Consider the following 24598-nt stretch of genomic DNA (forward strand, 5'->3'; position numbering starts at 1 on the left):
TAGCGGCTAGGCAAGGTTATAGGAACGGCGTACCGCATCTTCCCACGCGGCGACAAGCACTTCGCGAGTCGCCGCGTTTGCCGTATCTTCCCAGGTTGTGGGCGTGCCGAGGGAGAGTGGGGCGTCGAGAAGCCCGGCGCCCATCCCCGCTGCCGACGCTGCCCCCATGACGGTGGTTTCGATGTTGCCGGGGCGCACGACGCGGGTGCCCAGGATGTCGGCCTGCATCTGCATGAGGAGGTCGTTGGAGGTCATGCCGCCGTCGACGCGCAGCTCGCGCAGTTCGACGCCCATCGCTTCGACGACCTCGCGGGTCTGTAGGCATGTTGCTTCGAGGGCGGCGCGCGCGATGTGGCGGCGGTCCACGAAGCGGGTCAGACCGGTGATGACGCCGCGGGCGTCCGGGCGCCAGCGCGGCGCGAACAGCCCGGAGAACGCAGGCACGATGACGACACCGCCGCTGTCCTGGACCTCGCTGGCGAGTTTCTCGGATTCGGCGGCGGTGCGCAGGATCCCGAGCTGGTCGCGAAGCCACTGGATGAGCGATCCGCCCACCGCGACGGAGCCCTCCAGGGCGTAGACGGCGGGCTGCCCGGCGCACTGGTAGGCAACGGTGCTGAGCATGCCGGTCTCGCTGAAGGTGGGCGTGGTGCCGGTGTTGAGCAGCATGAACAGGCCGGTGCCGTAGGTCATCTTCGCAGCACCCTCTTCGAGGCCGCCTTGGCCGAAGAGCGCCGACTGCTGGTCGCCGAGCACGCCGCAAATGGGCACGTTGGCCAGCGGACCCCGGTTGCGGACCTGGCCGAAGTCGCCGACGGACGGGCGGATCTCCGGCAGGATTTCGGGCGGCACGCCGATGGCTTCGCACAGGTCGGGGTCCCACTGGAGGGTTTCCAGGTCCATCAGGAGGGTGCGGCTGGCGTTCGTGACGTCGGTGACGTGCAGTGCGTTGTCAGGGTCGCGCTGGCCGCCGGTGAGGTTCCAGATCAGCCAGGTATCCATGGTGCCTGCGAGCAGCTCGCCACGGGCAGCACGCTCGCGGGCGCCGTCGACGTGGTCGAGGATCCAGGCCCACTTCGGCCCGGCCGGGTACGAGTTGCGCAGCAGCCCGGTGGTGGCCTGGAACTCGGTGGCGTCGCCGTCGTAGGAGGTGCGGGTGTCCTGCCACACGATGGCGTTGTAGATGGGCATGCCGGTTGCGCGTTCCCAGATGACGGCGGTTTCACGCTGGTTGGTCAGGCCCAAAGTGGCGATGGCGGCTTCGTCGATATCTGCGCTGGCCACGGCGTCGCTCATGGCGCGGCGCGTGTTGCGCCAGATCTCGAGTGGGTCGTGCTCGACCCAGCCTTCGCGCGGCAGGATCTGCCGGTGCTCGAACTGCGCCTGCGCGATCACCTTGCCGCCCGTAGTGGCGACTACGAACCGGGTTGATGTTGTGCCTTGATCAATAGCCGCCAGCAACGTCATGAGTTAAAACCAGTGCTCCAGTACTTGTGCCACGCCGTCTTCATCATTCGATGCGGTCACAATATCAGCGGCGTCCTTCACCGCGTCCGTCGCGTTGCCCATGGCAACGCCCATGCCGGCCCACGCCAGCATCTCAACATCGTTTTGCATGTCGCCGAACGCCACCACCTGAGACGGGTCGATCCCGTATTGGGCCGCCAGGTAGGAAACACCTGCCGCCTTGGTCACGCCGGGGCGCGAGAACTCGAGCAGCCCCTCCTCCATGGAGTAGGTCACGTGCGCGATGTCCTGGTCGATCTCGGGGGCGATCATGTCGAACATCTCTGCTGCCATCAGGTCCGGGCAGCGCACGAGCAGCTTCGCCGCAGGTTCTGCCAGCAGCTCCTCGACGTGGACGACGCCGAAGCGGGCGTCCCAGGCGTCCGGGTTGTACTCCGGCGTGATCAGGAAGCACTCTTCCTCCGGGTCGAGCGCGCTCTGGCTCAGCCGTTCCACCCCGTAGCCCACGGTCACGTCGGCTTCCCCCATCACCTTTTCGACGACCTCCACGGTCTCCTGCATACTCTCCGGGGACAGCGCGAAGGATTTCACCACTTCGTCGTGTTCTGGGTCGTAGATGACGGCGCCGTTGGCGGCCACACAGACCGGCTCGAACGGCAGCTGCTCGAGCACCGGCAGCAGCCAGCGGTGGGGGCGCCCGGTGGCCAGCCCGAACTTGGTTCCGCCGCGCACAGCCCGCGCGACGACCTCCAGCAGACGAGGTGTCACCCGTCCGTAGGAGTTGAGGAATGTGCCATCGATGTCACTGATGATCAGGCTGGGGGCGTTCATGTTATTTCCCTTTCTTTGCCTCGCGTTCTTTTCGGCGAATTTCGGCTGCTTCTTCAAGAGTCGGTGCGCTCCCTCCGAGCGAGGCCGGCATCCATGGCTCGCCGGGCTCGAAGGGTCCGAAGCGCGTTTCGTATTCGGCGCGGGTGGTCTCCAGCATGGCTTCCATCGCTGCCTTGAGCCTACCCGTGGCTTCTTCAACGGTGCCGTCGACAGCAACGGGTTCCCCGTAGCGGATGATGACCGGAATGCCCGAGCGTCCGAGCCGTTTCGGCTGGTCTTTGGTCCACAGGCGCTGGGAGCCCCAGATCACGCAGGGCACGAGCGGCACTCCGGCCTGGCGAGCGATGCGCACGGCGCCCGTCTTAAAGTCCGCAATCTCGAAGGAGCGCGAAATCGTGCCCTCCGGGAAGATGCCGACGATCGCCCCTTCGCGCAGGGCGGCAACGGCGGCGTCGATAGCCCCGGCGCCCGCCGAGCGGTCCACAGGGACGTGCCCCATGTTGCGCAGCAGCCACCGCAGCACCGGAATGCCGAAGACTTCCTTCTTCGCCATGAACCGCACCAGGCGCTCCCCGCGCAGGTACGGGCCAATGCCCGCCAGCATGAAGTCAAGGTAGCCGGTGTGGTTGATCGCCAGCATCGCCCCGCCGTCCAGCGGGACGTGCTCGAGGCCGTGGACCGTCGCCTTCGTCCCGGCGAACCGGAAGTAGCGCTTTGCCGCGCGCACAATCCGCTGGTAGAAGCGGTTCTGCATATCACCGCTGTGCGGCCGCGGGGCGGTATAGCCGTCTGCTACTTCAAACAGTCCATCAATCGTGCGCATTAGGGAACCAGTACGTCCTTCCCAACCCACGGGCGCAGCGCCTCAGGCACCTTCACGGAGCCGTCGGCCTGCTGGTTGTTCTCGAGGATGGCGACGAGCCAGCGCGTCGTCGCGAGCGTGCCGTTCAAGGTGGCGGCGGTCTGGGTCTTGCCGTTCTCGTCGCGGTAGCGGATGGACAGGCGGCGCGCCTGGAACGTGGTGCAGTTCGAGGTCGACGTCAGCTCGCGGTACGTATCTTGCGACGGCACCCACGCCTCGGTGTCGAACTTGCGTGCAGCGGACGAGCCGAGGTCACCAGCGGCGACGTCGATAATGCGGTACGGCACCTCGACTGCGGCGAGCATCTCGCGCTCGAGTCCGAGCAGCTTCTGGTGCATCTCTTCGGCGTCCTCAGGCTTGCAGTACGCGAACATCTCCAGCTTGTCGAACTGGTGGACGCGCAGGATACCGCGGGTGTCCTTGCCATAGGAGCCGGCCTCGCGGCGGAAGCAGCTGGACCAGCCGGCATAGAGCAGCGGGCCGTCCGAGAGGTCAATAATTTCGTCGGTGTGGTAGCCGGCCAGCGCCACCTCAGAGGTGCCAACCAGGTAAAGGTCGTCGCGCTCGAGGTAGTAGATCTCCTCGTCATGCTCGTCAAGGAAACCAGTACCCTGCATGACGTCCGGGCGGACCAGGACCGGCGGGATCATGACCTTGAAGCCGGCCTCGCGGGCTTTCTGCGCGGCGAGCATCATCATGCCCAGCTGCATCCAGGCGCCGTCGCCGACCAGGTAGTAGAAGCGCGCGCCGCCAACCTTGGTGCCACGCTTCATGTCAATAATCCCGAGGTTCTCACCCAGCTCGAGGTGGTCCTTCACCTCAAAGTCGAAGGTCGGGACCTCGCCGACGTGCTCGAGGACCACGAAGTCCTCCTCGCCGCCAGCCGGTGCGCCCTGGATCGGGTTCGGGATCTTGTACTGCAAGTCCTGCACGGCCTGCTCTGCCTCAGCCTGCTTGGCCTCGGCGGCCTTCACCTTAGCCTTGAGTTCGTTCGAGCCCTCGAGCAGCGCCGGGCGCTCCTCCGGGGAAGCCTGGCCAATCTTCTTGCCGAAGGCCTTCTGCTCCGCACGCAGCTCATCTGCTGCCTGGATAGCCTCGCGGCGCTGCTCGTCGGCCGCTAGCAGCTGATCGACGAGGGAGGGATCCTCGCCACGGGCGGTTTGGGACTCTCGGACGTCGTTTGCATTCTCGCGCAGAAATTTCAGATCAATCACGCACACAACTCTACCCGGTTCCGCCCCTCCATACGCCACCTGCGCCGCCGCCCCGCTCTGGTAATAACCAGTGCGCTATGGTGGGGGTATGTCCACGCCCGAGCAGCCCCCCACCGAAATCCAGGAAGGCCCCCTCCCGAAACACGCGCAGCTGCGCATCATCCTCGAAGAGTACTGCCGCAATGAGCTGTCTCCAGGAGACCCGCTGCCCGGCGAACGCGCCCTCGAAGAAACCTATAACGTCTCCCGCATCACGGTGCGTCGCGCGATCGGGGATCTCGTCGCCCAGGGGAAACTCCGCCGAGTCCGGGGCAAGGGCACGTTCGTGGCGCCGAGCCCGCTGGTGAGCAAGCTGCAGCTGGCAAGTTTTTCTGAGGAGATGCAGGCGCAGGGCGTAGTGGCGTCGTCAAGTATTTTGCTGGCGGAGCGCGCGCCAGCGCCTCAAGAAGTCGCTGAGTACTTCGGCACCCCGCCGCACACAGAGCACATCCACCTGCGTCGCCTCCGGCTTGGCGACGCCCAACCCTACGCCGTCGACGACGGCTGGTACAACGGCGAGCTGGTCCCCGACCTGCTGGAACACGACCTGCAGGCGTCGGTGTACGAGGTACTCGATAAGCGTTACAACCTCGGCATCACCAAAGCTGAGCAGACCGTGACCGCCGTGAATGCCGGCGCGACCGTCGCCCCGTTACTCGAGGTGCCGGCGAACCGCGCGCTGCTGCGAATCGTGCGCTATGCGCAAAGCCATGGCACACGTGTGGAATACTGTGCCAGTGTGTACCGGACGGATCGTTATAGTCTGCACACACAGGTACTGCGCAACCTCGAGGGATAGGAAATGCACATGGCTAGCAGGACAACAGCGCTGCGCGGCTTTCTCGTCGCGCTGCTCGCGGGTGCGGTCGGCTTCGGCTCCTACACCTACAACGCCTCACCCGCGCCGCAAGGCGGCACTGATGCATCTGGGGTATCGACGTCCACTCCGAAGCGACAGAGCAAGAACAAGCCAGCGCCGTTCACCACGGCGGACCAAGGCGCCTGCCTGACCTGGGAAGCCGATGCCGAGGGCCACATCACCGCCTTCGAGCAAACCGACTGCGCACTCGAGCACCGCTTTGAAATCTCCGCGCGCGAGGACCTGGCCACCTATCCCACCTCCGAGTTCGGGCCGTCTGCGCCGATGCCGAACCAGACCCGCCAGGCACAGCTGCGCGAGGAGCTGTGCGGAGGCGCAACCCTGCGCTACCTCAACGGCGCCTTCGACCCGAACGGGCGCTACTCCATCGCGCCGATCCTGCCACCCGCGGCCGCGTGGGAAGAGGGTGACCGCACCATGCTGTGCGGCCTGCAGGAAACCGACCGCGACGGCACCCCAATCCTGACCACGGGCCGCGTGTCCGAGCAGGACCAGGCGCGCACCTTTAATCCCGGGGAGTGCGTAGCCATCGACGGCACCTCCAGCCTGAGCAGCGTGGATTGCAACGAGCCACACCAGATGGAGATCACCAGCACGGTGGACCTCGCACCGGTTTTCCCCGACCACACCCCGAGCATCGAGGAGCAGGACAACCACCTTCGCGACGTATGCACCGACGCCGCCCAGAAGTACATGGGCGCGGAGGAAAACCTCTACCAGATCGCGCTGCAGCCGTTCTGGACCACGCAGAAGCCGTCCGCATGGGAGGGTGGCTCGCACAGCGTGAACTGCGCGCTGGTCTTTTCGAATCCGGAGGGGCAGTTCGCTACCCTGACCGGGTCCGCGACCGCCGGGCGCGAAGTGCTCAAGATCGACGGCAACCCGCCACCGGAGCGTCCCGAGCGCCGCCCGCTTCGGGAGGAGCAGCCCCGACCATGATGGAGCCGGTCAGCCAGGACGCCTTCGAGGAGATGATCAACGACGCCCTGGACACCATCCCCGAGGAGTTCGCCCGCCACATGACGAACATGGTGGTGCTGGCCCGCGACTTCAACCCGGACGAACCCATGCTACTCGGACTGTTTGAGGGCATCCCCCTTACTGAGCAGCACTCAAACCACAGCGGGTTCCTGCCGGACGCGGTATTCGTGTACAAGGACGCACTCGAGGCGATGTGCAGCGACGAAGAAGAACTGCGCCACGAAGTAAAGGTGACCGTCCTCCACGAGGTCGGCCACTACTTCGGGCTCGAGGAGCACGAGCTGCACGAACTCGGCTGGGGTTAGCCGAAGCTATCCCTGCTTAGCGCAGCCCGTCCACCCATGCCTGGGCCTCCGCCAGGCGCGGGTTGCCGCTGGGCCACGTGGCCTGCTGCGCGCACGGCCACGACCCCAGATACGTAATCTGCGAGGACCGCAGGTACACAGCCCGCAGCGCCTCCGCCACGGCGGTGTCGTCGATATGCCCCACGATGTCCACGTGGAAGGAGTACGTGTTCGGCTCCTTGCGTGTTGGGCGTGACTCAATACGGGAAAGGTGCACGCCGCGGAACGCGAACTCCTGCAGCGCCGCCACCAGGGTGCCAGGCTCGTTCGGGGTCTGGAACACGATCGACGTCCTATCGTTGCCTGTACGCGGCGTTGGTTTCCCGGACGGACCAACCAGCACAAAGCGCGTCCGCGCCGTGGACAAGTCGGCCACGCCGCGCGCGTGCACCTCGAGCCCGAGCAGCTCCGCCGCGCGCTCCGGGGCCGCGGCCACGTCCGCCTCCCCCTCAGCGACGAGCTGCGCCGCGGCGCCGTTCGATGTCGTCGGGTGGAAGGTCGCGTTCGGGGCGTGGTCGGCCATCCAGCGCTTGACCTGCTGGTAGGCCACGGGGTGGGTGGCGAAGCGGGTGGCGTCGACAAGTGAAGCACCGGGGCGCGTCATGATTGCGAAGGCGATCTCCAGCTCGGTCTCACCGTAAATCTGCACCCCGGGCGCCTCGGTCAGTGCGTCCGTCGTCGCGGTGACCGCGCCGTCAACCGAGTTCTCCACCGCAACCACCGCGTAGTCCGCGCGCCCGGCGCGCACCTCGTTGAGCGCCTCCGCCGGGGAATCCACAGGCACAAGCTGCGGGTCGGGCAGGTCAAAGTTCCAGACGGCCTGCTCCGTGAACGTTCCCGCCGGGCCGAGGTACGCAATCGTTGTCATGGGGCTACTGTAGCCTGCATGCACACTCGGTACCGCGTCGAAGTCCTCCTTGTGCTGGCCGTCACCTTCGGCGCCAGCGGGCTGCGCGCCGCGCTGCGTCTAGTCGACTCGCTGTTGCAGGCGCCCCTCAACGAGCAATCGACGACGCTCTACTCCCAGGCGAGCTCCATCGGCTGGCTCGACGTGGCGCTCCAGGCGGTCTCAGCCCTTTCGCTTATCGGGTGGGGTGGCCTGGCGTGGTACCTGCTGGGCACCGCGTGGGTTGCGCCGAAGTGGCGCGACTGGCTGCGCGGCGCCGGGTTCGCGGCACTTATCGGCATCCCGGGGCTGGCGCTCTACATCGGGGCGGTGCGCTTCGGCTGGTCCAAGGTAGTCATCCCCACCACCGAGGCTGTCCAGATCCCCACTTCCCTCTTGTGGGCGTTCGCCAACGGGTTCGCCGAAGAAGTCGTGGTGGTGATGTACCTCTGCACCCGGCTGCGGCAGATGCGCTGGTCGGTACCCGCCACGATCGCCGCCTCCGCGATCCTGCGCGGCTCCTACCACCTCTACCAGGGGGTTTCCGCGGGCTTCGGCAACCTCGCGATGGGCGCCGTCTTCGCCTACTACTACCACCGCACCGGCAAAGTCTGGCCACTCATCCTCGCACACTTCCTTATCGACGCCGTCGCTTTTCTCGCCTACCCACTCCTGCCGTCTACACTGTTGCCATGAGTACGCCGCATTCCAACGATCCCCGGGATAACCTCGAGGACTTCGTGCTTGGCAGGGACGGCCAACCGCTCGTGGACCGCTACGGACGCCCCATCCGGAAGCGTCGCCCGCAGCGGGAGCAGCAACGGCCCCCTGCCTGGCAGGAACGGCCAGCCATCCGGCCGGAGCGGCGCGAGCCGCAGGAAACACGACAGTACAACCCGCGCGACTACGAACCGCGCGAATACCGGCCGCGCCAGTACCCGGCGCAGCAACGTCCAGCGCAGCACAGGCCGCCGCAGCAGCGCCCGGAGCGCGAGCACGTCCCGATGCAGGTCACGCAGCGGCCACAGCGACCCCCACGGCAGCGCACGCAGCGGCGGAGGGGGCGTCGAAAAGGTGGCTGCGGCCGTCTGCTCGCCGCCCTCCTCGTGGTGCTGCTCGCCCTCACCTTCCTTGTCGACGCCCGACTCTCCCGCGTCGACGCCCTGCCCGCCGAGCGCATCGCGAACACCTCGGGCACGAACTGGCTGCTCGTCGGGTCCGACTCGCGCACGGGCCTGAGCGAGGAGGACGCGGCGCGCCTCGGCACCGGCGGCGACCTGGGCACCACCCGCACCGACACGATCATGCTGCTGCACCTGCCGCTGTTCGGGAAGGCGACGCTGGTGTCCATCCCGCGCGACTCCTATGTGGCCGTGCCCGGCTACGGGCAGGAAAAGATCAACGCGGCGTTCGCCTACGGCGGCCCGCAGCTGCTCATCCAGACCGTTGAGCAGGCATCCGGCCTGCGGGTGGACCGCTACGCGGAAATCGGCATGGGTGGGTTGGCAAACATCGTCGACGCCGTCGGCGGCGTAGAAATCTGCGTGGCGGAGCCCATCCAGGACCCGCTGGCCAACCTGTTCGTCGAGCCCGGCTGCCAAACGATGGACGGCGCGACCGGCCTTGGGTACGTGCGCACCCGCGCCACCGCCCAGGGCGACCTGGACCGCGTCGGGCGCCAGCGCGAGTTCCTCGGCGCCCTGACCAGCCGCATCCTCTCTCCCGGCGTGCTGCTCAACCCCTTCCGGGCGCTGCCACTGCTGTGGACTGCCCCGGCCATGTTCACCGTGGGCAGCAAGGACCACGTATGGAACCTGGCCCGCATCGGGCTGGCGTTCAGCATGGGTCTGAACACGGAAACCATCCCGGTGGGCGGGTTTATGGACGCGGACGTCGGCAACGTGATCCTGTGGGACGAGGTCGCTGCCGAGCAGCTCTTCTCGTCACTCAGGTAGGCCCCCGAATAGCCCCCGTGTAGCCCGGTCGCCCTCTGTTTAGATGGTGACCTGGCGGGACTTGATGTTGTCCAGCTGCTTGCGCTCGTCGGCGCTGAGCTGGGCCTCGTTCGCGTACTCGGCCTCGATGGCCTTGTTCAGCGCCACCAACGCATCCGCGTAGGACGCAGGCTCCACCGCCGGGTCCAGGTCCCACACCGGGACCACAACACCATGGGTGCGGAACGCGCCAGCGAACTTCGTGCCTTCACCCAGGTTGAGCTCACCGCGCGCCGCGATGCGCGCCAGCGCCGAGAGCATCTGGTTCTCGTTATCCTCGGTGCGCACCCAGCGGATGTGCGCCTTGCCGCCGCCCGGGTTGACCCACCACACTGCACCCGGCGCGTCCGACTTGACCTCGACGGACGGGATGACGGCGTCGTTCGCGGCCGCCATCGCCTGCTGGATCTGCGGCGGGATCTGCGCGTCCTCCGGGAACCACCAGGAGAAGTCGTCGTAGGAGGTGACGTCCAAGGCGTCGTCAGCCGGGAAGATGTCCTTCAGGGCCGGCTGCTGGCCGTCGGCCGCGGTGGACTGGAGCTGCTCGCCCTCCTTGGCACTCAGCACCCAGTTCAGGGCGTACGCGAGGTCGCGGCCCGGGTTCTGGGAGTGCGCAGCAACCTGCAGCGCGACCAGGCGCTCGCCGCCCTCGCGCACCATCGCCGCAACGGCGCCTGGCAGCACCGTCACCAGCTGCACCGGGGTGTCCTTCACGGTCACCTGCGCGGTTGCGGACGGCACGAACTCCTGCAGCGCCACCAACTCGGCCTCAGCGGCCAGGCCCTCGTACGGGCGTGGGTCCTTCTGCAGCGCCTCGCGCTCAGCGGCGCGGGCAGCGAGTTTCGCCTGGCGGCGGCTCATTCCCTCTGGGAGATTCTCTTGCTTTCTACGGTTCTTTTTAGCCATAGACACACATCGTACAGGCGCTACAGCAGCCCTGCGTACGTCTGCAGCGCCAGCTGCGGGTGGTCCGTCGCAATCGCAGCGATGCCGTGTTCGGCACACCACCGCATATCCTTCGGGTCGTTGACCGTCCACACGTACGTCGGACACCCATGTTTGCCGATCAGCTCCGGGCGCCGCTGCACATGCGCCAGCCCCGGCCCAATCCCATACGGGCTCGACAGCATCACACTCTTCGGGTTCCACTTCGCCTCACGCACCCTGAACAGGTAATACGTGAGCAGGTTCGGCGTCATCCGCGTGAAATACCGCACCGCCTTATGCGAGAAAGAAATGATCGCGACCTGTTCCGAATCCAGCATGCCCGCGTACGCCAGCGCCCGAAACGTCGCCTCGTCCACCTCGGGGCCGTAGCGCGTCGGGTGCTTCGTCTCAATATAGAGGTGCTTGTCCGGGTAGTCCTGCAGCAGCTCGAGCAGCTCCTCGAGCAGCATCACCTGCTGCGGGCACTCCTTCGTGCCGCAGTTCAGCTCGCGCAGGTCGCAAAAATCCATCGTGGATACGCGCCCCATCCCGTCCGTAGTGCGGTCCACCAATCCGTCATGGAACACCACCAGTCGCCCGTCGCGCGTTAACCGCACGTCACACTCCACGCCGTGGATCGGCAGCTTCAGGCCCGCCTCAAACGCCAGGCGCGTCGACTCCGGGTACATCGCCGAAAAGCCGCGATGCGCCACAATCTTCGGCAACACTAGATCCCACACTCCACGCCGGTCGAGTGGTGCGGGCAGTACCCGTTCGGCACCTTATGCAGGTACTGCTGGTGCTCATCCTCCGCCAAGTAATAATCGACGCCCCATCGCACCTCCGTCGTAATCGGGGCATAGCCGGCGTCGACAAGCTGCTCACCGTAGTGCGCAACCCACCCCTCAATTATCGACGCCTCATCCTCCCCATCCACATAGAACGCCGAGCGGTACTGCGTACCCACATCATTGCCCTGGCGGAAACCCTGCGTCGGGTCGTGCGCCTCAAGGGCAGCGCGCACCAACTCCTTCAACGAGATGCGCTCCGGGTCGTAGACCACCTCGACCAACTCAACGTGGTTCGTCTGCCCACTGCACACCTCCCGGTACGTCGGGTTCGGCGTCGAACCCCCGCCATACCCAACCGACGTCGACTCCACCCCCTCCATCTGCCAAAACATCTTCTCAGCACCCCAAAAACACCCAATGCCCACCAGCAAGCGGCGCTGCCCCTCGCGCCACGGGCCAGTAATCGGCGTGCCCAACACAGCATGCGGGCGTGGCTGCGCCAACACAGGCTCATCACGACCCGGCAACGTGCGATCTTCAGGAACCAGCTTCGGCTCCGGTGCAAACAAGAAACCCATAAAAATTAGCGTACGCCATTGCGGGAATGTGATTCTTGTCTATTATGGGGCACGTCACCAACCCCAAACGAAAGGAACTGACAATGGCTGTTTACGAACTTCCAGAGCTCCCATACGCATACGACGCACTCGAGCCACATATCTCGGCCGAGATTATGGAGCTGCACCACGACAAGCACCACGCGAACTACGTCGCTGGCGCAAACGCCGCACTCGAGGCCCTCGAGGCAGAGCGCAACGGCGACGCCAACCCGGACAAGCTGCGTGCACTGTCCAAGAACCTGGCATTTAACCTGGGTGGCCACACCAACCACTCCATCTTCTGGAAGAACATGGCACCGAACGCAGGCGGCGCACCAACCGGCGCAATCGCTGAGGCAATCGACCGCGACTTCGGTTCCTTCGAGAAGTTCCAGGCACACTTCTCCGGCGTTGCAACCAGCCTGCACGGCTCCGGCTGGGCAGTCCTGGGTTACGACCACATCGCCGGCCGCCTCATCATCGAGCAGCTCACCGACCAGCAGGGCAACATCTCCGTTGACTTCACCCCACTGCTGATGCTCGACATGTGGGAGCACGCCTTCTACCTGCAGTACAAGAACGTCAAGGGCGATTACGTCAAGGCTTGGTGGAACGTTGTCAACTGGGACGACGTCAACGAGCGCTTCGCAGCGGCTTCCAAGTAAGTCGGTATAGACAACGCCATGTAATTCTGTTAGATTAAAGGCGCTCTCGCGAGGAGCGCTTTACATGGCCACCCGCCGTGTTTCATACAGGGGTATGAAACACGGCGGGTTTTATCTGTATTCACGACGAGTCCGTTGAAGGAACCAGGACCCACTAGGAATATTAGGGTAGGCTAACCTGCTACGCAAGAGGGGGTAGGGGACGGGGTTAACCGGGCCAGTTTTGGGCCGCAGTGTTCGCTCCGGTCGACTTGCGCACCAGATTCCACCACGCGCCGAAAATGACCTGGGCTTTTACAAATCTGCCCGGCAAACCAGGAATTTGGTGCAGCAATCTAGAACGCTCCTTGAGGTCCCCGCCACAAAGTGCCAGGATATGGAGCATGAAGAAAGGGAGCCCGGAGTATCGTCGCGCAACGATTGCGATGCTGCTCGCCGGGCTCGGAATCTTTAACGCCCTCTACGCCACCCAGGCGCTACTCCCCACCCTGGCGGAGGCGTTCGACGCTTCCCCGTCCACGACGGCGCTGACGGTGTCGGCGGCGACGGGCGGGTTGGCGCTGTGTGTGGTGCCGGCGTCGATACTTTCGGAGAAGTACGGGCGCGGGCGTGTACTGATCGTGTCGGCGCTGGTGGCAACGGGCATTGGGTTGTTGTTGCCGCTGGCGCAGTCGATGGAACAGCTGGTGCTACTGCGAGCCCTGCAAGGCGTCGCGATTGCAGGCACCCCGGCCGTTGCGATGACCTGGCTCTCCGAGGAGCTCGACGCCAAGGACCTGCCCGGCGCGATGGGCTTGTACATCGCCGGCAACACGATCGGCGGGCTGACGGGCAGGTTGATCCCGACGGGGCTGCTGGCGGTCACGTCGTGGCGGTGGGCGCTCGCAGCCAGTAGCGTGACGGCACTTGCACTGGCGATTGCAACGGCGATCCTGCTTCCTGCGCAGCGGAACTTCACGCCGAAGGCGAAGCTGCGACCGGGCAATGAGTTCCGCGCGATGGTTCGGCACGCGAGGAACCCGCGGATTCTGGCGCTATGTGCGACGGCGTTCATCGGGATGGGCGTGTTCGTCTCCCTGTACAACTACCTGGGGTTCCGCGCGATTGACTACTTTGGCCTGCCGCCGTCGCTGGTGGGGCTGGCGTTTTTGCTGTACCTGTCGGGGACGTGGTCTGCGTCGCGTGCGGGTGCGCTGGTGAGCAAGTACGGTCGCGGGCACGTGGTGATTGGGGGCGCGTCGCTCATGGTGGTGGGCCTGATACTGGCAGCGATACCGAACCTGGTGGCCTTGCTGGCCGGTCTGCTGGTGTTTACGGCGAGCTTCTTCGCGATGCACTCGACGGCCTCTGCGTGGGTGGGCATCATCGCGGAGCGCGACCGGGCGGAGGCGTCCAGCATGTACGTGTTCTGGTACTACATGGGGTCGTCGATGGTGGGGGCGGCGTCGGGCTGGGTGTACGAGCTGCTGCCGTGGGCCGGGTTCACGATGGTGCTGGCCTGCCTCGTTGTGGTGCTGGTGCTGATTACCGCGGCAGTGGCCCGCAACACCAGGCGTTAAAACACCAGACGCTAAACCCCCAAAGCTAGAGCAAAGGGATCCCGGGGGCGTCGGCGTCGAGAAACTCGCGGACGGCACGGGTGGCCCGGCAGTCGTCTTCGTTGTACTGCAGTAGGGTCTGCTTTGCGTCCTCGTCGCCGCGGACGGCGGCGAAGCGGCGGTCGATGGAGGCTTCGCCGTCCATGTCGTCGTCCTCCCAGTGGAAGCCGACGATGGGCCCGAGCACTTTCAGCCCCAGCCCGTCGGTACCGACGAGGTGCTTGCGCACCGCCGCGAACACGTCGACCCATTCGTCGGAGGCAATGAACTCCTGGACTTCCTTGGCGTCGATGCTGGCGAAGCGCTGCGCGGACATGCGCAGCCAGTGGTTTTCGCCGGCGGCGGCGTAGCAGTAGGCGGCGAAGGTCTTGCCTTCCGCGTGGGCTTGGGCACGCTGGTCGAGGAGCCAGCGCCAGAACACACCGAAGTTGGCTTCCTCCGCGTCGCCGCCGACTTCCTCCCACGTCACGAACGGCCGGTAGCGCTCGCCGTCGAAGGTGCCCCACAGGTAGGCGCCTTGGTCCATGTAGGACTCCATGTCGATGTCGATCTCGACGTCGGCGCGGCGAATACCGATCGGCCCCGGTCTCCTGAGCAGGGGGATCCCGGCGCGCCAGGCTTCGGCGATGCGGGAAGGTTCGCCGAGCTGGGCGTCGATAAGCTGTTGGACCGTCGTGATGCCCTGGGCGCGGAAGCGGTCGCCCTTGCCGCCGGGCAGCACCAGCGAGATGTCGTCGCGCGCCTCGAGCTCAGGCAGGCACAGCGGCCAGAACCTGCAGGTGGCGCACTGTTTGTAGCGGGTTGGGTGCTCGGGCGTGGGCTCGGCGAGCGCGAGCAGCAGCGGCGCGACATACTTTTCGACGTCCACTCCGTACGCCAGCGACCTATCCTGCCCAATGACGCCGCCGCGGCCCGCGGAGCGCTCCCCAAGCAGGAGGTGCGCCATGGCCAGCCGGTAGCCGTCGACGGTGTGGTGGCGGTACTTGCCCGCTACCCGCAGTGGCGCCCCCAGCCCAAGGCGCCCAACCGGCACGGCCTGCAGCGTCGAGGTCGGGTGCGTGCGCGCGACTCTGTGGTTCGAGATGATCACTGGCACGTACCCGTCGGCGGTGCGCACCAGGATGTCGACGTCCACCTCGACCGCCACCCCGGCGATGTCCCCATGGAGCGTCGCCCGCGTGATCAGGTGGGTGCCGCGGCGCATCAAGTCGAAGACGCCCTCGGTGGTGGCGTCCGCGGCGTCGGCGCGGGTGAAGAGGCGGCGCCGGCCGTCGCCAAGCGCTGGCTTGGTAGGCAGCTGGGCGAGTACCGCCTCCTGCACCGCGATGCGCTGCGGCATGTGCGCCTCGGCCTCCTCGCGCGACGGGTAGTCCGGGAACTGGCACCTCCGGCGGAACCGGAAGCGGCACCCCACAAGATCCGACGGCCGCATGCGTGTGCCATCCTGCTGCTTCGACGTACTCACAATGGGCAATATTCTACTAGGCGCAGTGGAGAAACAGGTAAGGTTGGTGTCCAAACGAACGCTGAAGCGTAAAGGAGTTAACTCGCATGGGACTGTTCAAATCCATCCGGAAAGCACGCACGAAGGCCAAGGCTGAGATTAAGGCCGCGCAGGCGCACGCCCGCAAGCTTGCCAAGGAGGAGGCGAAGCAGGACTTCCGCACCGCAAAGCTGCTGGACAAGGCCGAGAAGCGCCTGCTGAAGGCAGAGAAGCAGGGCCTGAAGCAGAAGCGCAAGCACGAGGAGCGGCTAGCGAAGGCACATCTGCAGCGCATTGAGGAATCCGGCATTACGAAGAAGAAAGCCAAGCAGTGGCTCGGCGCGACCCGTCTGCTCCTGCCGGTGCTGTTGCCGCTGTTCTACAAGGGCTGGACGTCCTACCAGCAGAAGCAGGTACAACAGCGCGCGCAGAGCGTCGGCCTGTCCTCCCAGGAGGTCTCGCGCTTTTCTGAGCGCGGCGGGCAGCTGAAGTCGCGCGTCGACGCCCTCGAGGGCCAGGTCAAGACCGCCGAGCTGCCGAAGGGCTTCGCCACCGACGCGAAGGTCCGCCTCGCGGAGCTGCAGACCGCGGTGGAAAACGCCGAGCACATGAACCCGGTACAGCAGCGCCTGGCACACAACTCTATTGATGAAGACCTGCAGAAACTGTCCGCGGAAGTGCAGAAGAAACTTAATTAATATTATTGGCCAAAGTATTTGCTAGACTTCCTCCAAACGCGAACACTACTCCCAAGTATCGTTCTTGGGAGTACCGGAGAAAGGACAGCCTTCATGGCCCGGCAAAATATCACCCAGTTTTTCGATGACCTGGACCACACGCCCCTGCACGAGGCGGATGTTCGCGTGATCCGCTTCGGGTTACAGGGGAAGAATTACGTGCTGGACCTCAAGCCGGAGAACGCGGAGCGCTTCCTGGCGCAGCTCAAGCCGTACGTCGAAGCAGCTAGGGAGGCGTGCGACGCGACCGATCGGGCCCTTGACCCCGCCGAGATCCGCCGTTGGGCGCAGACCGAAGGCCTGCCCATTGCCAACCGCGGCAAGATCCCCCTCGGCATCGTGGAAGCGTTCCACGAAGCCCACCCCTACTACTAGAGCACGCCCTGCTCGCGCGCCGACGCCACGGCGGAAGTACGGGAACGCACACCCAACTTGTCGTAAATGTGCACGAGGTGGGACTTCACGGTCGCCTCAGAAAGCATGAGCTCCGTGCCAATCTCCCTATTCGACGACCCCGCCGCCACCAACTGCAGCACCTCCAGCTCACGCGGCGTGAGCGAGGAGCGCGGAGTGCGGTCGCGCGTCTCGAGGCGCTCGCGCACCACCGGGGACATTGTGGCGTCGCCACGCGCGGTGGAGCGCACCGCGGCGACGAGCTCCTCCGGCGGGGCGTCCTTCAGCAGATAGCCGACGGCTCCGGCCTCGATCGCGCCAAGGATGTCGGCGTCGGTGTCGTAGTTGGTCACCATGAGCACCTTCGGCGGGTTCGTCATCGAGGCGATAATCTGCGCCGTTGCCTGCGCGCCCGTGGTCACGCGGGTGCCCTCGACGCCCGCGCCGAAGCGGAGGTCCATCAAAATCACGTCGATGCCACCGGCCTGCGCCATCGCGATCGCGCCCTCAGCTGTGGCAACTTCGCCGACGACCATAATGTCTTCGGCCTCCTCGAGCACGGCCCGAAGCCCCAGCCGGACGATCTCATGGTCATCAGCCAGCAACACACGAATCATGAAGTTTTCCTCTCCACCTGGTCAGTCTTTTGTTTGATACTACTCGGTACCGCCACAGAAAGTGCTGTCGGCCCGCCGGGCTGGGACTCAATTGCCAGCTCACCGCCCAATTCCTCGGCCCGAGAACGCATCGCATCGAGACCCAAATGGCCTAACCCTGAGGGCTTTTTGGCCTGGCTCGCTACGTCGAAGCCCTTGCCGTTGTCCACCACATCAAGGCGGACCTCGTCATCCCCAAACGTCAGCGTGATGCGCATGCGGCTCGCCTCGGAGTGCTTCACCGCGTTCGACACCGCGCCCTGCGTAATACGCAGCAGGCCGGCCTCGATCCGCATCGGCAGCTGCTGCGGTTCACCGTCGACCTCCACCTCGATGTCCATGTCGCCCGTCGTACCGAAGTCCGCCGCGATGCGCCGCAGTGCCTCCTCCAGCGACGTCGTGCTCAGCGGCGCCGGCGTCAGCGCCGCAATAATCGCACGGGTCTCCGCCAAGTTTCTCGACGCCGCCCTGCGTGCCGTCTCCATCCTCTTCAACGGCGCCGCCAGCTCTTCCTCCGAAAGGTCCGTTGCCAACAGGTCGCGCTCCGCGGCGTGCAGCAGCATCTGGATCGAGGACAGGTTCTGCGCCACCGTGTCGTGAATCTCGTGCGCGAGCCGTTCCCGCTCCTGCGCCACACCGGCTGCGCGCTCCGTAGTTGCTAGCTGTTCGCGTGTCTCCAGTAACTCGTTGATGAGCTCGGCGCGCTCGTCGCTCACTTTCGTAATCGTGGTGAAGGCATAGTTGATCGCCAGGACCACCACCGCCGACAGCGCCGGCCCCAACACGCTGCCCAGCGTGAGATGATCCGGCAGCTGTATCAGCACCGTGATCACAAGCCCAGCAGCAACCCCGGCAATACCTCGCCAGTCGTTGAACGCCCGCATGTACACGAAGAACAGGATGAACACCCAGTACATCGCAACCACGGAGATGGTCGTGTCCAGCATCCACACGCCGGTCAGCCCCACGAGCCACAGCACGCGGCCCGGGGTAGCCCAGTAGTGCATCTCGGTCATCCCGTAGAACAGGAGGAAGGAAAACGTCGTCACCAGAGTGATGTGCAGCAGCGCCTCATCCAGCGACATCCGCGCCAGCGCCGCCAGCGACACCAGCACCAGCGACACCGACAACACCGTGATACCGATATCCAAAGAACGGTTTACCGGCACCTCAGTGGTTTCGCCGGGGCCCGGCGACAACACAGCTAATCTGGAACCCATGCGTTTGACACTACCCACCCTCGCAGCAGTCATGGCATTTGGCGTCCTCGCCGGGTGCGCCGCCCCCGACCCGGATCCGGCGCCCGCGGGCGAAGGGGGCGTCGAGAAGCAACAAGCCGCCCTGCCTCTCGACGCCCTGCCCGCCACCGACCGCAACGCGTGGCAGCCCTGCCCATACCTCGACACCGACTGGGTCGCCGACGCCAACGGCCAGCGCGTCACCGGCGTAGGTATCGACGCCCGCTTCGACCCCCCAGCCTGCCAGTTCTGGTCCTACCCGCCCGAGCCACAGCTGACCGTCATCGTGCGGCACATGGACAGCCCCGAGGACGCCATGGCCGTAGTCGACTGGGCAACACCCATCGACTACACCGAGCCCGCCAACCAGCCAGCCGGGTGGAACGGCGGGCGCCACGGCGGCGGCGCCGTGCCCAACCGGATCGGCGCCGCCTACTCCGTGGCCAAGGGCAACACGGCCGTGACCGTGTTCACCAACCAGGACGAGTCCATCAAGGCGCAGCTCGTCGCCGAGGAGACCATCAAGAACCTGCAGCTCTAGAGCGTTACACTGCGACGTCGTTGTAGGGCATCTGCGCCGACACCCACGGAAACACCACTTCCATCAGCAGGAAGAACACGGCCACCGCGATCACGATCGCGAGCAGCCACTTCACCGGCGTAGGCCCCGGCAGCATCCGCCAAAGTGCTCCATACATTGTCTATTTCACCTCCGACATCGCCTGCGGCAGCGTTTGCTCGCCCGGTGTTTTCGCCAGCACCTCAGTCTGCACGGCGTGGATGATCATGCGCTCCGCGTTCGAAAACTGCGGGTGGCACGTGGTCAGCGTGATCATGCCCAGCATGTCCGGGCGCACCTCAATGGAGGGCTGCTCCGGGATCGGGTTGATCACGTTCACGTCTCCCGGCAGCGTAATGTGCCTGCCCACCACGTTGCGGTACTCGCCCGTCGCGATCGGCTCGTTGATCTCGGCTGGCACGCAGCCCGCCGCCACGTCCCGGCGCTCCTGCGGGTCCAGGCCCATCGGCAGCACGCGGTACGTCACCCAGGAATCCTGTGTCTCCACCACGATGGCGTCACAACTGTTCAGCGCCCCAAGGTCGTTGAACGGCGCTCCCTTGCCCACGCGGTGGCCCGCCACCGCGAAGTTGCCCGGCTCGCCCGGCATCTGCGTGTCCGGGTAGCGGCCCGGACCCACCAACAACTCGTTCTCGTCGGTGCCCTCGATGATGGCGAACTGGTAGTCCGACCCGAACGCAGGGATGTACATGCGCGCGAATGCGTCGCCAAGCTGTGGCGCGCGCAGCTGGCGCGGGTTCTTCCACTGCTCCGACAACGTGTCCTGCGCTTCGTTCTGCATCTTGCCGGACGCGATATTCGTCCAATAGGACTCGTAAAACGCGAACAGCAACAACAACGCCCCGATGGTCAGCAGCACCTCGCCGAACACCTGGGAGGCGCGCACCTTGCGTCTGGGTTGTTGGTAAACCATGGCCTAACATTAGCGAATGATGGAAATCCTCGTCTATCCCGTATCCGCCGTGCTGCAGTTCTGGCACTGGCTCCTCGCCGACGTCCTCGGCGCCCCCGTCTCTGGCGCCTGGATCGCATCCATCATCCTGCTGGTCATCACAGTGCGCGGCGCCATCGCACCGTTTTCCTGGAAGACGTACAAGGTAGGCCGCACCAGCTACATGATGCGCCCGCACATGAAAGCCATCGCGGACCGCTACGGCAGCTCCACCGCACTCGAGGACATCGAGGCGGAGCGCGAAGCCATCAAGAAACTCCGCAGCGAGCACGGCTACAACCCGCTCGCCGGCTGCGTTCCCGCCATGATCCAGCTGCCGTTTTTCTTCGGCCTGTACCGCCTGCTGTACTGGCTCGCCGTCCCCGACGTCGGCGACGCCCACCGGATCGGCCTGCTCACCCCAGACGAGATCGAAAGCTTCCGCAACACCACGCTTTTCGACGTCCCCCTCCCCGCCTACGTCTCCATGACACCCGAGCAGTTTGCCTCCCTCGGCACCACGGTCGACGCCGTTCGCGGCCTGGCCATCCCGATGCTCATCGCCGCCATCTGCTTCACCAGCATCAACCTGCTGCTCTCCCAGATCCGCAACCGCACCACCCTCGAGTGGGAAAACGCGTTCACCCGCGGCAGCTACCGGTTCCTGTACTGGATGATCCCCTTCATTGCGCTGTCCCTGACCACGGCGGGCCTGCTCGGCCTCGTACCGATCGCGCTACTGCTGTACTGGGTAGTCAACAACTTCTGGACTGCCTCACAGACCGTTCTGCTCTGGGCGTTGCTTGTAAAGCGTTTCCCATCCGAGGAGATTCACCGCAACCATGTACGCGAGGCGCGCGAAGCGTACGTCGAAAAGAAGCGGGAGAAGCGGGAGCGCAAGCGGACCTGGCGCCGCAAGAAGGCTGGCGCGCTCGTGCGACCAACGACCATCCCAGCGGTTCGCCGCGACATCCGCGCAGAAAAATCCGCCCTTGCCGAGGCCAAGCGCGAGGAAAAGCGCGCCAAAAAGGCCATCGAAAAAGAGCGGTCGAAAGTGCAGCGGGAGGCTAAATCGAATAGTCAGCAGGAGGAGTCCCAAGCGTAGCTTTCGCCAACGAACGAGCGGTTTCCAGCGGCGCGGTATCGCGCACGAAGCGGGCTCCCGCCAGTCCGCCGTCGAGGAAGATCAAAAGCTCATTTGTCTGCGAGGCCGAGTTGTAGCCGTTCTTCACGCTGAGCAGGTGCGTAATCGTGTCGTACATCCACTGGCGGTGCTTCTTACACGCCGCAACGATGCGCTCCTCCGACTCCGTGTCCGGGCGCGGATACTCGTTCGCCGCGTTCAGGAACGGCGAGCCACGGAATTCCCGGTCCGGCTCCTCCTCAATCGCCATGTCGAAGAACGCCAGCACCTTGCCGTCCGCGTCGTAGACATGCTCGGTGCGCTCCGCCCAACGCTGCCGGTACTCCTCGTCCAGCCGCTCAATGTACGCGATGACCAGGTTGTCTTTCGACCCAAGCAGAGAGTACAACGACGCCTTCGCGACGTCCGCCTCCCTCAAAATACGGTCAATACCGATGACGCGGATGCCTTCTTCTTGGAAGAGTTTCGTGGCGGCGTCCAGCAGCCGCTGCCGGGGGCTGGGACGATTCCGCCTCCTGGAAGCACTCTTTGCCTTGCTGGTTGTACCGCTGCTCACGCGACTGCTCCTCCAAAATCTCTAGTAGACAAACCAGTACGTTCACCATACCGCGTACCGTAGTTTCTGAAAAGAAAAATACCGGCCGGGGGTGTGCCCCTCCGGCCGGTACATACATCACGCGCTTTTCGCGCTACTGGCTATTGGCGTTGTTTGCCTTTCACAAAGTTGACAATGGTCAGCAGGATCACCGCACCAAGGATGCAGGTGAAGAAGCTAAACCAGAGTCCGCCATTGTCGACGTCCACTCCGAACTTCGCCAGCAACCAGCCGCCAATCAGACCACCGATAATGCCGACAATAATATTCAGGCCGATGCCCATGTCGGCGTCCTTGCCCTTAATCTTCGAGGCAATCCAGCCTGCAAGTCCACCAATAATAATCCAGCCGAAAAAGCCAAGTCCCAGCATGTCTACGTTCCCTTCTATAACGATCGTTTAATGTCTACTGACCATGGTGCCTCCTATTCGGGCATAATGCCACTACGATTCGGACACCAACAGGTAACGATCCGGGAACGGCACCGCTGGGACTTGGTTGCGTGCCGCGAGATTAGTCGTTCGGACGAACAACCATCATCGGGCACGGCGCGGACTGCAGCAGCGCACGCGACGTCGAGCCGAGCAGCATGCCCTTGAACCCGCCACGACCGTGGGAACCGGTGACCAGGAGCTGTGCACCCTCAGCGGCTTCGGTCAGTGCGCGGACTGGACGGTCACGCGTAATCACCTTGCGGATCTGCACATCTGGGTACTTCGCGGCGGAGTCCTCCAGGTAGCCATTGAGGATCTCGTCCTTCTCCTCCTGCACAGCCTTCCAGTGCTCGTCCGTGACAGAGAACCCAGCGCCCGGCCCTTGCACCTGCGTATCGATCCAGGTGTGCACCGCAATCAACTCCGCACCGCGAGCGTGCGCCTCCTCAAAGGCGACCTCCGTTGCGTGGCGGGAAACCTCAGAGCCATCAACGCCGACTACGACAGGGCCGTACTTATTCTCTTCCGTCACGTTGTTGTCCTCGCGGACCACCACAACCGGGCAGCTTGCGTGGGAGACAACCGCACCAGACACAGAGCCGAGGACCATCCCGGAAAGCCCGCCAAGGCCACGCGACCCCATCACGATCATGGTCGCGGTACGCGACATCTCAAGCAGCATGTCAATCGGGGATCCCTCCGCGATTGCGTGCCCAATCTTGATATCTGGGGCGACCTCAAGCGCGATGTCACGCGCCTCCTCGACCTTCTGGATGGTTTCCTTCTGCAGATCGTCGAACAGCTCCTTCGGCGGAACCATCCCCTCCGCGTACAGGAACTGCGGCATGGTGTAGCTTGCAGCCAGCTGCAGCGCGATGCCGCGCTTCGCAGCAGTGTTCGCCGCCCAGCGGACCGCGTTGTGGGAAGCCGGGCTTCCGTCCACAGCTACAACGACCATTTCTTCATTCGACATGTGTTTCGCCCTTTCTCAAGAAGGTAGGCAGTTTCTACCCCCATTGTAGACAAAACCCACATCGATATCGTGGCCCTTATTTGGGAATTTCCACGGGCTTCGCGCCCTCAGAGTTCGCAGGGAAGAACGTCTCATAGAGTGCTCGCAACACGTCCGCGATCACCTTCCCGATACCTTCATTGAAGAACGCCAGTACTGGTTGCAACATCGCTCCAAGATCCATAGCGACTAATCTAGCAAAGGACATGAGTAGAAAACGAAGGAAGTCGCCCCCGCCACTGCCTCCGCGCGATGGCCTCGGCGCGTCACGAGTCCGCGTCCCCGACGCCCCCATTACCGCCGGCGACTTCCTCACCGAAGTCATCATGGGGCAGCGCCACCGCCACCCCGATGACGACGCCGCAGCCGTCCTCCAGCGCTTCGCCGTCGGCGAAGTCGTCCTGCGCGACGGCACCCCGCTCTCTCCCAACGATATTTTGCAGCCAGGCACGGACGTCTTCTTTTATCGACGCCCCGCCCCCGAAACCCCCGTCCCCTTCATTCCCACCGTCGTGTTCGAGGACGACAACGTCCTCATCGTCAACAAACCACCCTTCTTAGCGACGATGCCACGAGCCGCCCACATCACCGAGACCCTCACCGTCCGCCTTCGCCGCGAGACCGGCAACGAGGAGCTCACACCGGCCCACCGCTTGGACCGGATGACGAGTGGCTTGTTGCTACTGACGAAGCGCCGTGACGTCCGCGGGGCGTACCAGGACATGTTCGCCCGCCGTGAAGTCCGCCGCCTGTATTCCGCGGTTGCTCCTTATGATCCTTCGCTACCTGCCGGACCTTGGCGGCATCACATCGTCAAAGAACACGGCGAAATTGCTTCCAAGATTGTCCGCGGCGCGGAACCCAATTCAGAGACGCTGTTCCTTGGCGCGTCCCGTTTGCCTTCGAACGAAGAATCAGTGCTTCAAGAACGCTACGGAGTGGAAGAGCCGCTCGGGCGCTATCTCCTCGAACCGATCAGTGGACGCACGCACCAACTGAGAATCCAGATGTTGGATGCCGGGGTGCCCATCATCGGCGACTCTATCTACCCCGTCCCACATCCTTTTGGGGAGGACGACTTCACCAAACCAATGCTGTTGGAATGCATTTCCGTTGCCTTCACCGACCCGCTCTCCAGCAAGGCCGTCCACTTCACGACCGACCCATCGGTGCCCTGGCCATAAACCCTCTCGGAGTACCAATAGTGTGTCTCCAACGGTAGCCGAGGCAGCTGTGCACCACATTCCGGGTCTTCGAGACTGTGCGGTGACGTTTCCCCAGCTCACGCCCCCTACGTAAAGGAATCTGGTGCACACA

The 24598-nt window shown here is 64.6% G+C and carries 29 protein-coding genes; 12 read left to right on the forward strand and 17 right to left on the reverse strand.

The genetic code is table 11. The features are described 5' to 3' along the window. Positions 1–6: 6 nt before the first annotated feature. The 4 genes from glpK to serS are packed head-to-tail and all read right to left on the reverse strand — an operon-like array spanning position 7 to position 4374. The gene (gene glpK, locus KBP54_RS10270) at positions 7–1467 is read right to left on the reverse strand and encodes a glycerol kinase GlpK (protein WP_256005686.1); all 1461 of its coding nucleotides are present in this window, start codon (positions 1465–1467) and stop codon (positions 7–9) included. A 3-nt stretch (positions 1468–1470) separates the two neighbouring features. After that, positions 1471–2298 carry an HAD family hydrolase gene (locus tag KBP54_RS10275; protein WP_070361759.1) on the reverse strand — a complete coding sequence of 276 codons (828 nt, stop codon included), beginning with the start codon at positions 2296–2298 and terminating at the stop codon, positions 1471–1473. 1 nt (position 2299) lies between these two features. Then, positions 2300–3121 (reverse strand): lysophospholipid acyltransferase family protein, encoded by an 822-nt coding sequence (locus KBP54_RS10280; RefSeq protein ID WP_070361758.1) that lies wholly within the window; start codon positions 3119–3121, stop codon positions 2300–2302. Next, positions 3121–4374 carry a serine--tRNA ligase gene (gene serS, locus KBP54_RS10285; protein ID WP_070361757.1) on the reverse strand — a complete coding sequence of 418 codons (1254 nt, stop codon included), beginning with the start codon at positions 4372–4374 and terminating at the stop codon, positions 3121–3123. The genes KBP54_RS10280 and serS overlap by 1 nt, the downstream gene beginning before the upstream one ends. Before the next feature lie 88 nt (positions 4375–4462). Between serS and KBP54_RS10290 the strand changes: the two genes are divergently transcribed. Genes KBP54_RS10290 through KBP54_RS10300 form a run of 3 tightly spaced genes read left to right on the forward strand, consistent with a single transcriptional unit; the run spans position 4463 to position 6579 of the window. Further along, positions 4463–5212 (forward strand): GntR family transcriptional regulator, encoded by a 750-nt coding sequence (locus KBP54_RS10290; RefSeq protein WP_256005688.1) that lies wholly within the window; start codon positions 4463–4465, stop codon positions 5210–5212. A gap of 3 nt (positions 5213–5215) precedes the next feature. Next, positions 5216–6232 carry a septum formation family protein gene (locus KBP54_RS10295; RefSeq protein WP_070361756.1) on the forward strand — a complete coding sequence of 339 codons (1017 nt, stop codon included), beginning with the start codon at positions 5216–5218 and terminating at the stop codon, positions 6230–6232. Then, positions 6232–6579, forward strand: a complete 348-nt coding sequence (locus tag KBP54_RS10300) for a metallopeptidase family protein (protein WP_070363411.1) — start codon at positions 6232–6234, stop codon at positions 6577–6579. The genes KBP54_RS10295 and KBP54_RS10300 overlap by 1 nt, the downstream gene beginning before the upstream one ends. Before the next feature lie 16 nt (positions 6580–6595). On the opposite strand, the gene pheA is transcribed toward KBP54_RS10300, so the two are convergent. Next, positions 6596–7486, reverse strand: coding sequence for a prephenate dehydratase (gene pheA, locus KBP54_RS10305; RefSeq protein ID WP_070361755.1), 891 nt, complete (start codon positions 7484–7486; stop codon positions 6596–6598). Between the two features lie 18 nt (positions 7487–7504). Here pheA and KBP54_RS10310 point away from each other — a divergent pair, with 18 nt between their 5' ends. Both KBP54_RS10310 and KBP54_RS10315 read left to right on the forward strand, forming a co-directional pair. Beyond that, on the forward strand, positions 7505–8200 hold the full coding sequence (locus tag KBP54_RS10310; protein WP_070361754.1) for a CPBP family intramembrane glutamic endopeptidase: 696 nt from the start codon (positions 7505–7507) through the stop codon (positions 8198–8200). Continuing rightward, positions 8197–9459: an LCP family glycopolymer transferase gene (locus tag KBP54_RS10315; RefSeq protein ID WP_070361753.1), complete on the forward strand. Its 1263-nt coding sequence runs from the start codon at positions 8197–8199 to the stop codon at positions 9457–9459. The genes KBP54_RS10310 and KBP54_RS10315 overlap by 4 nt, the downstream gene beginning before the upstream one ends. Before the next feature lie 39 nt (positions 9460–9498). Here KBP54_RS10315 and KBP54_RS10320 read toward each other — a convergent pair whose 3' ends face one another. Genes KBP54_RS10320 through msrA form a run of 3 tightly spaced genes read right to left on the reverse strand, consistent with a single transcriptional unit; the run spans position 9499 to position 11794 of the window. Beyond that, positions 9499–10404 (reverse strand): DUF5926 family protein, encoded by a 906-nt coding sequence (locus tag KBP54_RS10320; protein ID WP_256005690.1) that lies wholly within the window; start codon positions 10402–10404, stop codon positions 9499–9501. A 20-nt stretch (positions 10405–10424) separates the two neighbouring features. Next, the gene (locus tag KBP54_RS10325; RefSeq protein WP_256005692.1) at positions 10425–11153 is read right to left on the reverse strand and encodes a glycerophosphodiester phosphodiesterase family protein; all 729 of its coding nucleotides are present in this window, start codon (positions 11151–11153) and stop codon (positions 10425–10427) included. Further along, positions 11153–11794, reverse strand: a complete 642-nt coding sequence (gene msrA / locus KBP54_RS10330) for a peptide-methionine (S)-S-oxide reductase MsrA (RefSeq protein WP_070361751.1) — start codon at positions 11792–11794, stop codon at positions 11153–11155. The genes KBP54_RS10325 and msrA overlap by 1 nt, the downstream gene beginning before the upstream one ends. A gap of 83 nt (positions 11795–11877) precedes the next feature. On the opposite strand from msrA, the gene KBP54_RS10335 reads away from it, so the two are divergent. Together KBP54_RS10335 and KBP54_RS10340 are read left to right on the forward strand one after the other, a co-directional pair. Further along, complete coding sequence (locus KBP54_RS10335; RefSeq protein WP_070361750.1) at positions 11878–12480, forward strand: superoxide dismutase; 603 nt, start codon at positions 11878–11880, stop codon at positions 12478–12480. 383 nt (positions 12481–12863) lie between these two features. Beyond that, positions 12864–14039: an MFS transporter gene (locus tag KBP54_RS10340; RefSeq protein WP_256005694.1), complete on the forward strand. Its 1176-nt coding sequence runs from the start codon at positions 12864–12866 to the stop codon at positions 14037–14039. A 25-nt stretch (positions 14040–14064) separates the two neighbouring features. Here the strand turns inward: KBP54_RS10340 and KBP54_RS10345 are convergent, their stop codons facing one another. Further along, complete coding sequence (locus KBP54_RS10345; protein ID WP_240492770.1) at positions 14065–15543, reverse strand: TM0106 family RecB-like putative nuclease; 1479 nt, start codon at positions 15541–15543, stop codon at positions 14065–14067. Between the two features lie 86 nt (positions 15544–15629). Between KBP54_RS10345 and KBP54_RS10350 the strand changes: the two genes are divergently transcribed. Both KBP54_RS10350 and KBP54_RS10355 read left to right on the forward strand, forming a co-directional pair. Further along, positions 15630–16259, forward strand: coding sequence for a DUF6474 family protein (locus tag KBP54_RS10350; RefSeq protein WP_070361747.1), 630 nt, complete (start codon positions 15630–15632; stop codon positions 16257–16259). Positions 16260–16352: 93 nt separating this feature from the next. After that, positions 16353–16673: a histone-like nucleoid-structuring protein Lsr2 gene (locus KBP54_RS10355; protein ID WP_070361746.1), complete on the forward strand. Its 321-nt coding sequence runs from the start codon at positions 16353–16355 to the stop codon at positions 16671–16673. Here the strand turns inward: KBP54_RS10355 and KBP54_RS10360 are convergent. Both KBP54_RS10360 and KBP54_RS10365 read right to left on the reverse strand, forming a co-directional pair. Further along, a complete protein-coding gene (locus KBP54_RS10360) occupies positions 16670–17308 on the reverse strand; it encodes a LuxR C-terminal-related transcriptional regulator (protein ID WP_070361745.1) in 639 nt (212 codons plus the stop codon). The genes KBP54_RS10355 and KBP54_RS10360 overlap by 4 nt on opposite strands. Further along, the gene (locus tag KBP54_RS10365) at positions 17305–18567 is read right to left on the reverse strand and encodes a sensor histidine kinase (RefSeq protein WP_070361744.1); all 1263 of its coding nucleotides are present in this window, start codon (positions 18565–18567) and stop codon (positions 17305–17307) included. Before KBP54_RS10365 ends, KBP54_RS10360 begins: the two co-directional genes overlap by 4 nt. Between KBP54_RS10365 and KBP54_RS10370 the strand changes: the two genes are divergently transcribed. Continuing rightward, entirely contained in the window at positions 18566–19126 is a 561-nt protein-coding gene (locus KBP54_RS10370; RefSeq protein WP_083291002.1) for a DUF2020 domain-containing protein, read from the forward strand. The two genes, KBP54_RS10365 and KBP54_RS10370, sit on opposite strands and share 2 nt — an antisense overlap. Before the next feature lie 4 nt (positions 19127–19130). Here the strand turns inward: KBP54_RS10370 and KBP54_RS10375 are convergent, their stop codons facing one another. Beyond that, on the reverse strand, positions 19131–19283 hold the full coding sequence (locus KBP54_RS10375) for a hypothetical protein (protein WP_168156155.1): 153 nt from the start codon (positions 19281–19283) through the stop codon (positions 19131–19133). A 3-nt stretch (positions 19284–19286) separates the two neighbouring features. Continuing rightward, positions 19287–20078 carry a class E sortase gene (locus tag KBP54_RS10380; RefSeq protein ID WP_070361743.1) on the reverse strand — a complete coding sequence of 264 codons (792 nt, stop codon included), beginning with the start codon at positions 20076–20078 and terminating at the stop codon, positions 19287–19289. 16 nt (positions 20079–20094) lie between these two features. Between KBP54_RS10380 and yidC the strand changes: the two genes are divergently transcribed. Beyond that, on the forward strand, positions 20095–21201 hold the full coding sequence (yidC, locus tag KBP54_RS10385) for a membrane protein insertase YidC (protein ID WP_070361742.1): 1107 nt from the start codon (positions 20095–20097) through the stop codon (positions 21199–21201). Here the strand turns inward: yidC and KBP54_RS10390 are convergent. The 4 genes from KBP54_RS10390 to KBP54_RS10405 form a co-directional block, all read right to left on the reverse strand. After that, a complete protein-coding gene (locus KBP54_RS10390) occupies positions 21164–21796 on the reverse strand; it encodes a TetR/AcrR family transcriptional regulator (RefSeq protein WP_070361741.1) in 633 nt (210 codons plus the stop codon). The genes yidC and KBP54_RS10390 overlap by 38 nt on opposite strands. A 140-nt stretch (positions 21797–21936) precedes the next feature. After that, complete coding sequence (locus tag KBP54_RS10395; protein ID WP_070361740.1) at positions 21937–22206, reverse strand: GlsB/YeaQ/YmgE family stress response membrane protein; 270 nt, start codon at positions 22204–22206, stop codon at positions 21937–21939. A 142-nt stretch (positions 22207–22348) separates the two neighbouring features. Then, entirely contained in the window at positions 22349–23242 is an 894-nt protein-coding gene (locus KBP54_RS10400; protein ID WP_070361739.1) for a universal stress protein, read from the reverse strand. Between the two features lie 76 nt (positions 23243–23318). Continuing rightward, complete coding sequence (locus tag KBP54_RS10405) at positions 23319–23465, reverse strand: hypothetical protein (protein ID WP_168156154.1); 147 nt, start codon at positions 23463–23465, stop codon at positions 23319–23321. A 22-nt stretch (positions 23466–23487) separates the two neighbouring features. Between KBP54_RS10405 and KBP54_RS10410 the strand changes: the two genes are divergently transcribed. Then, entirely contained in the window at positions 23488–24465 is a 978-nt protein-coding gene (locus KBP54_RS10410) for a pseudouridine synthase (protein WP_070361738.1), read from the forward strand. Positions 24466–24598: the final 133 nt, after the last annotated feature.

The sequence above is a fragment of the Corynebacterium pseudogenitalium genome, assembly GCF_024453815.1.
GTDB lineage: Bacteria > Actinomycetota > Actinomycetes > Mycobacteriales > Mycobacteriaceae > Corynebacterium > Corynebacterium pseudogenitalium.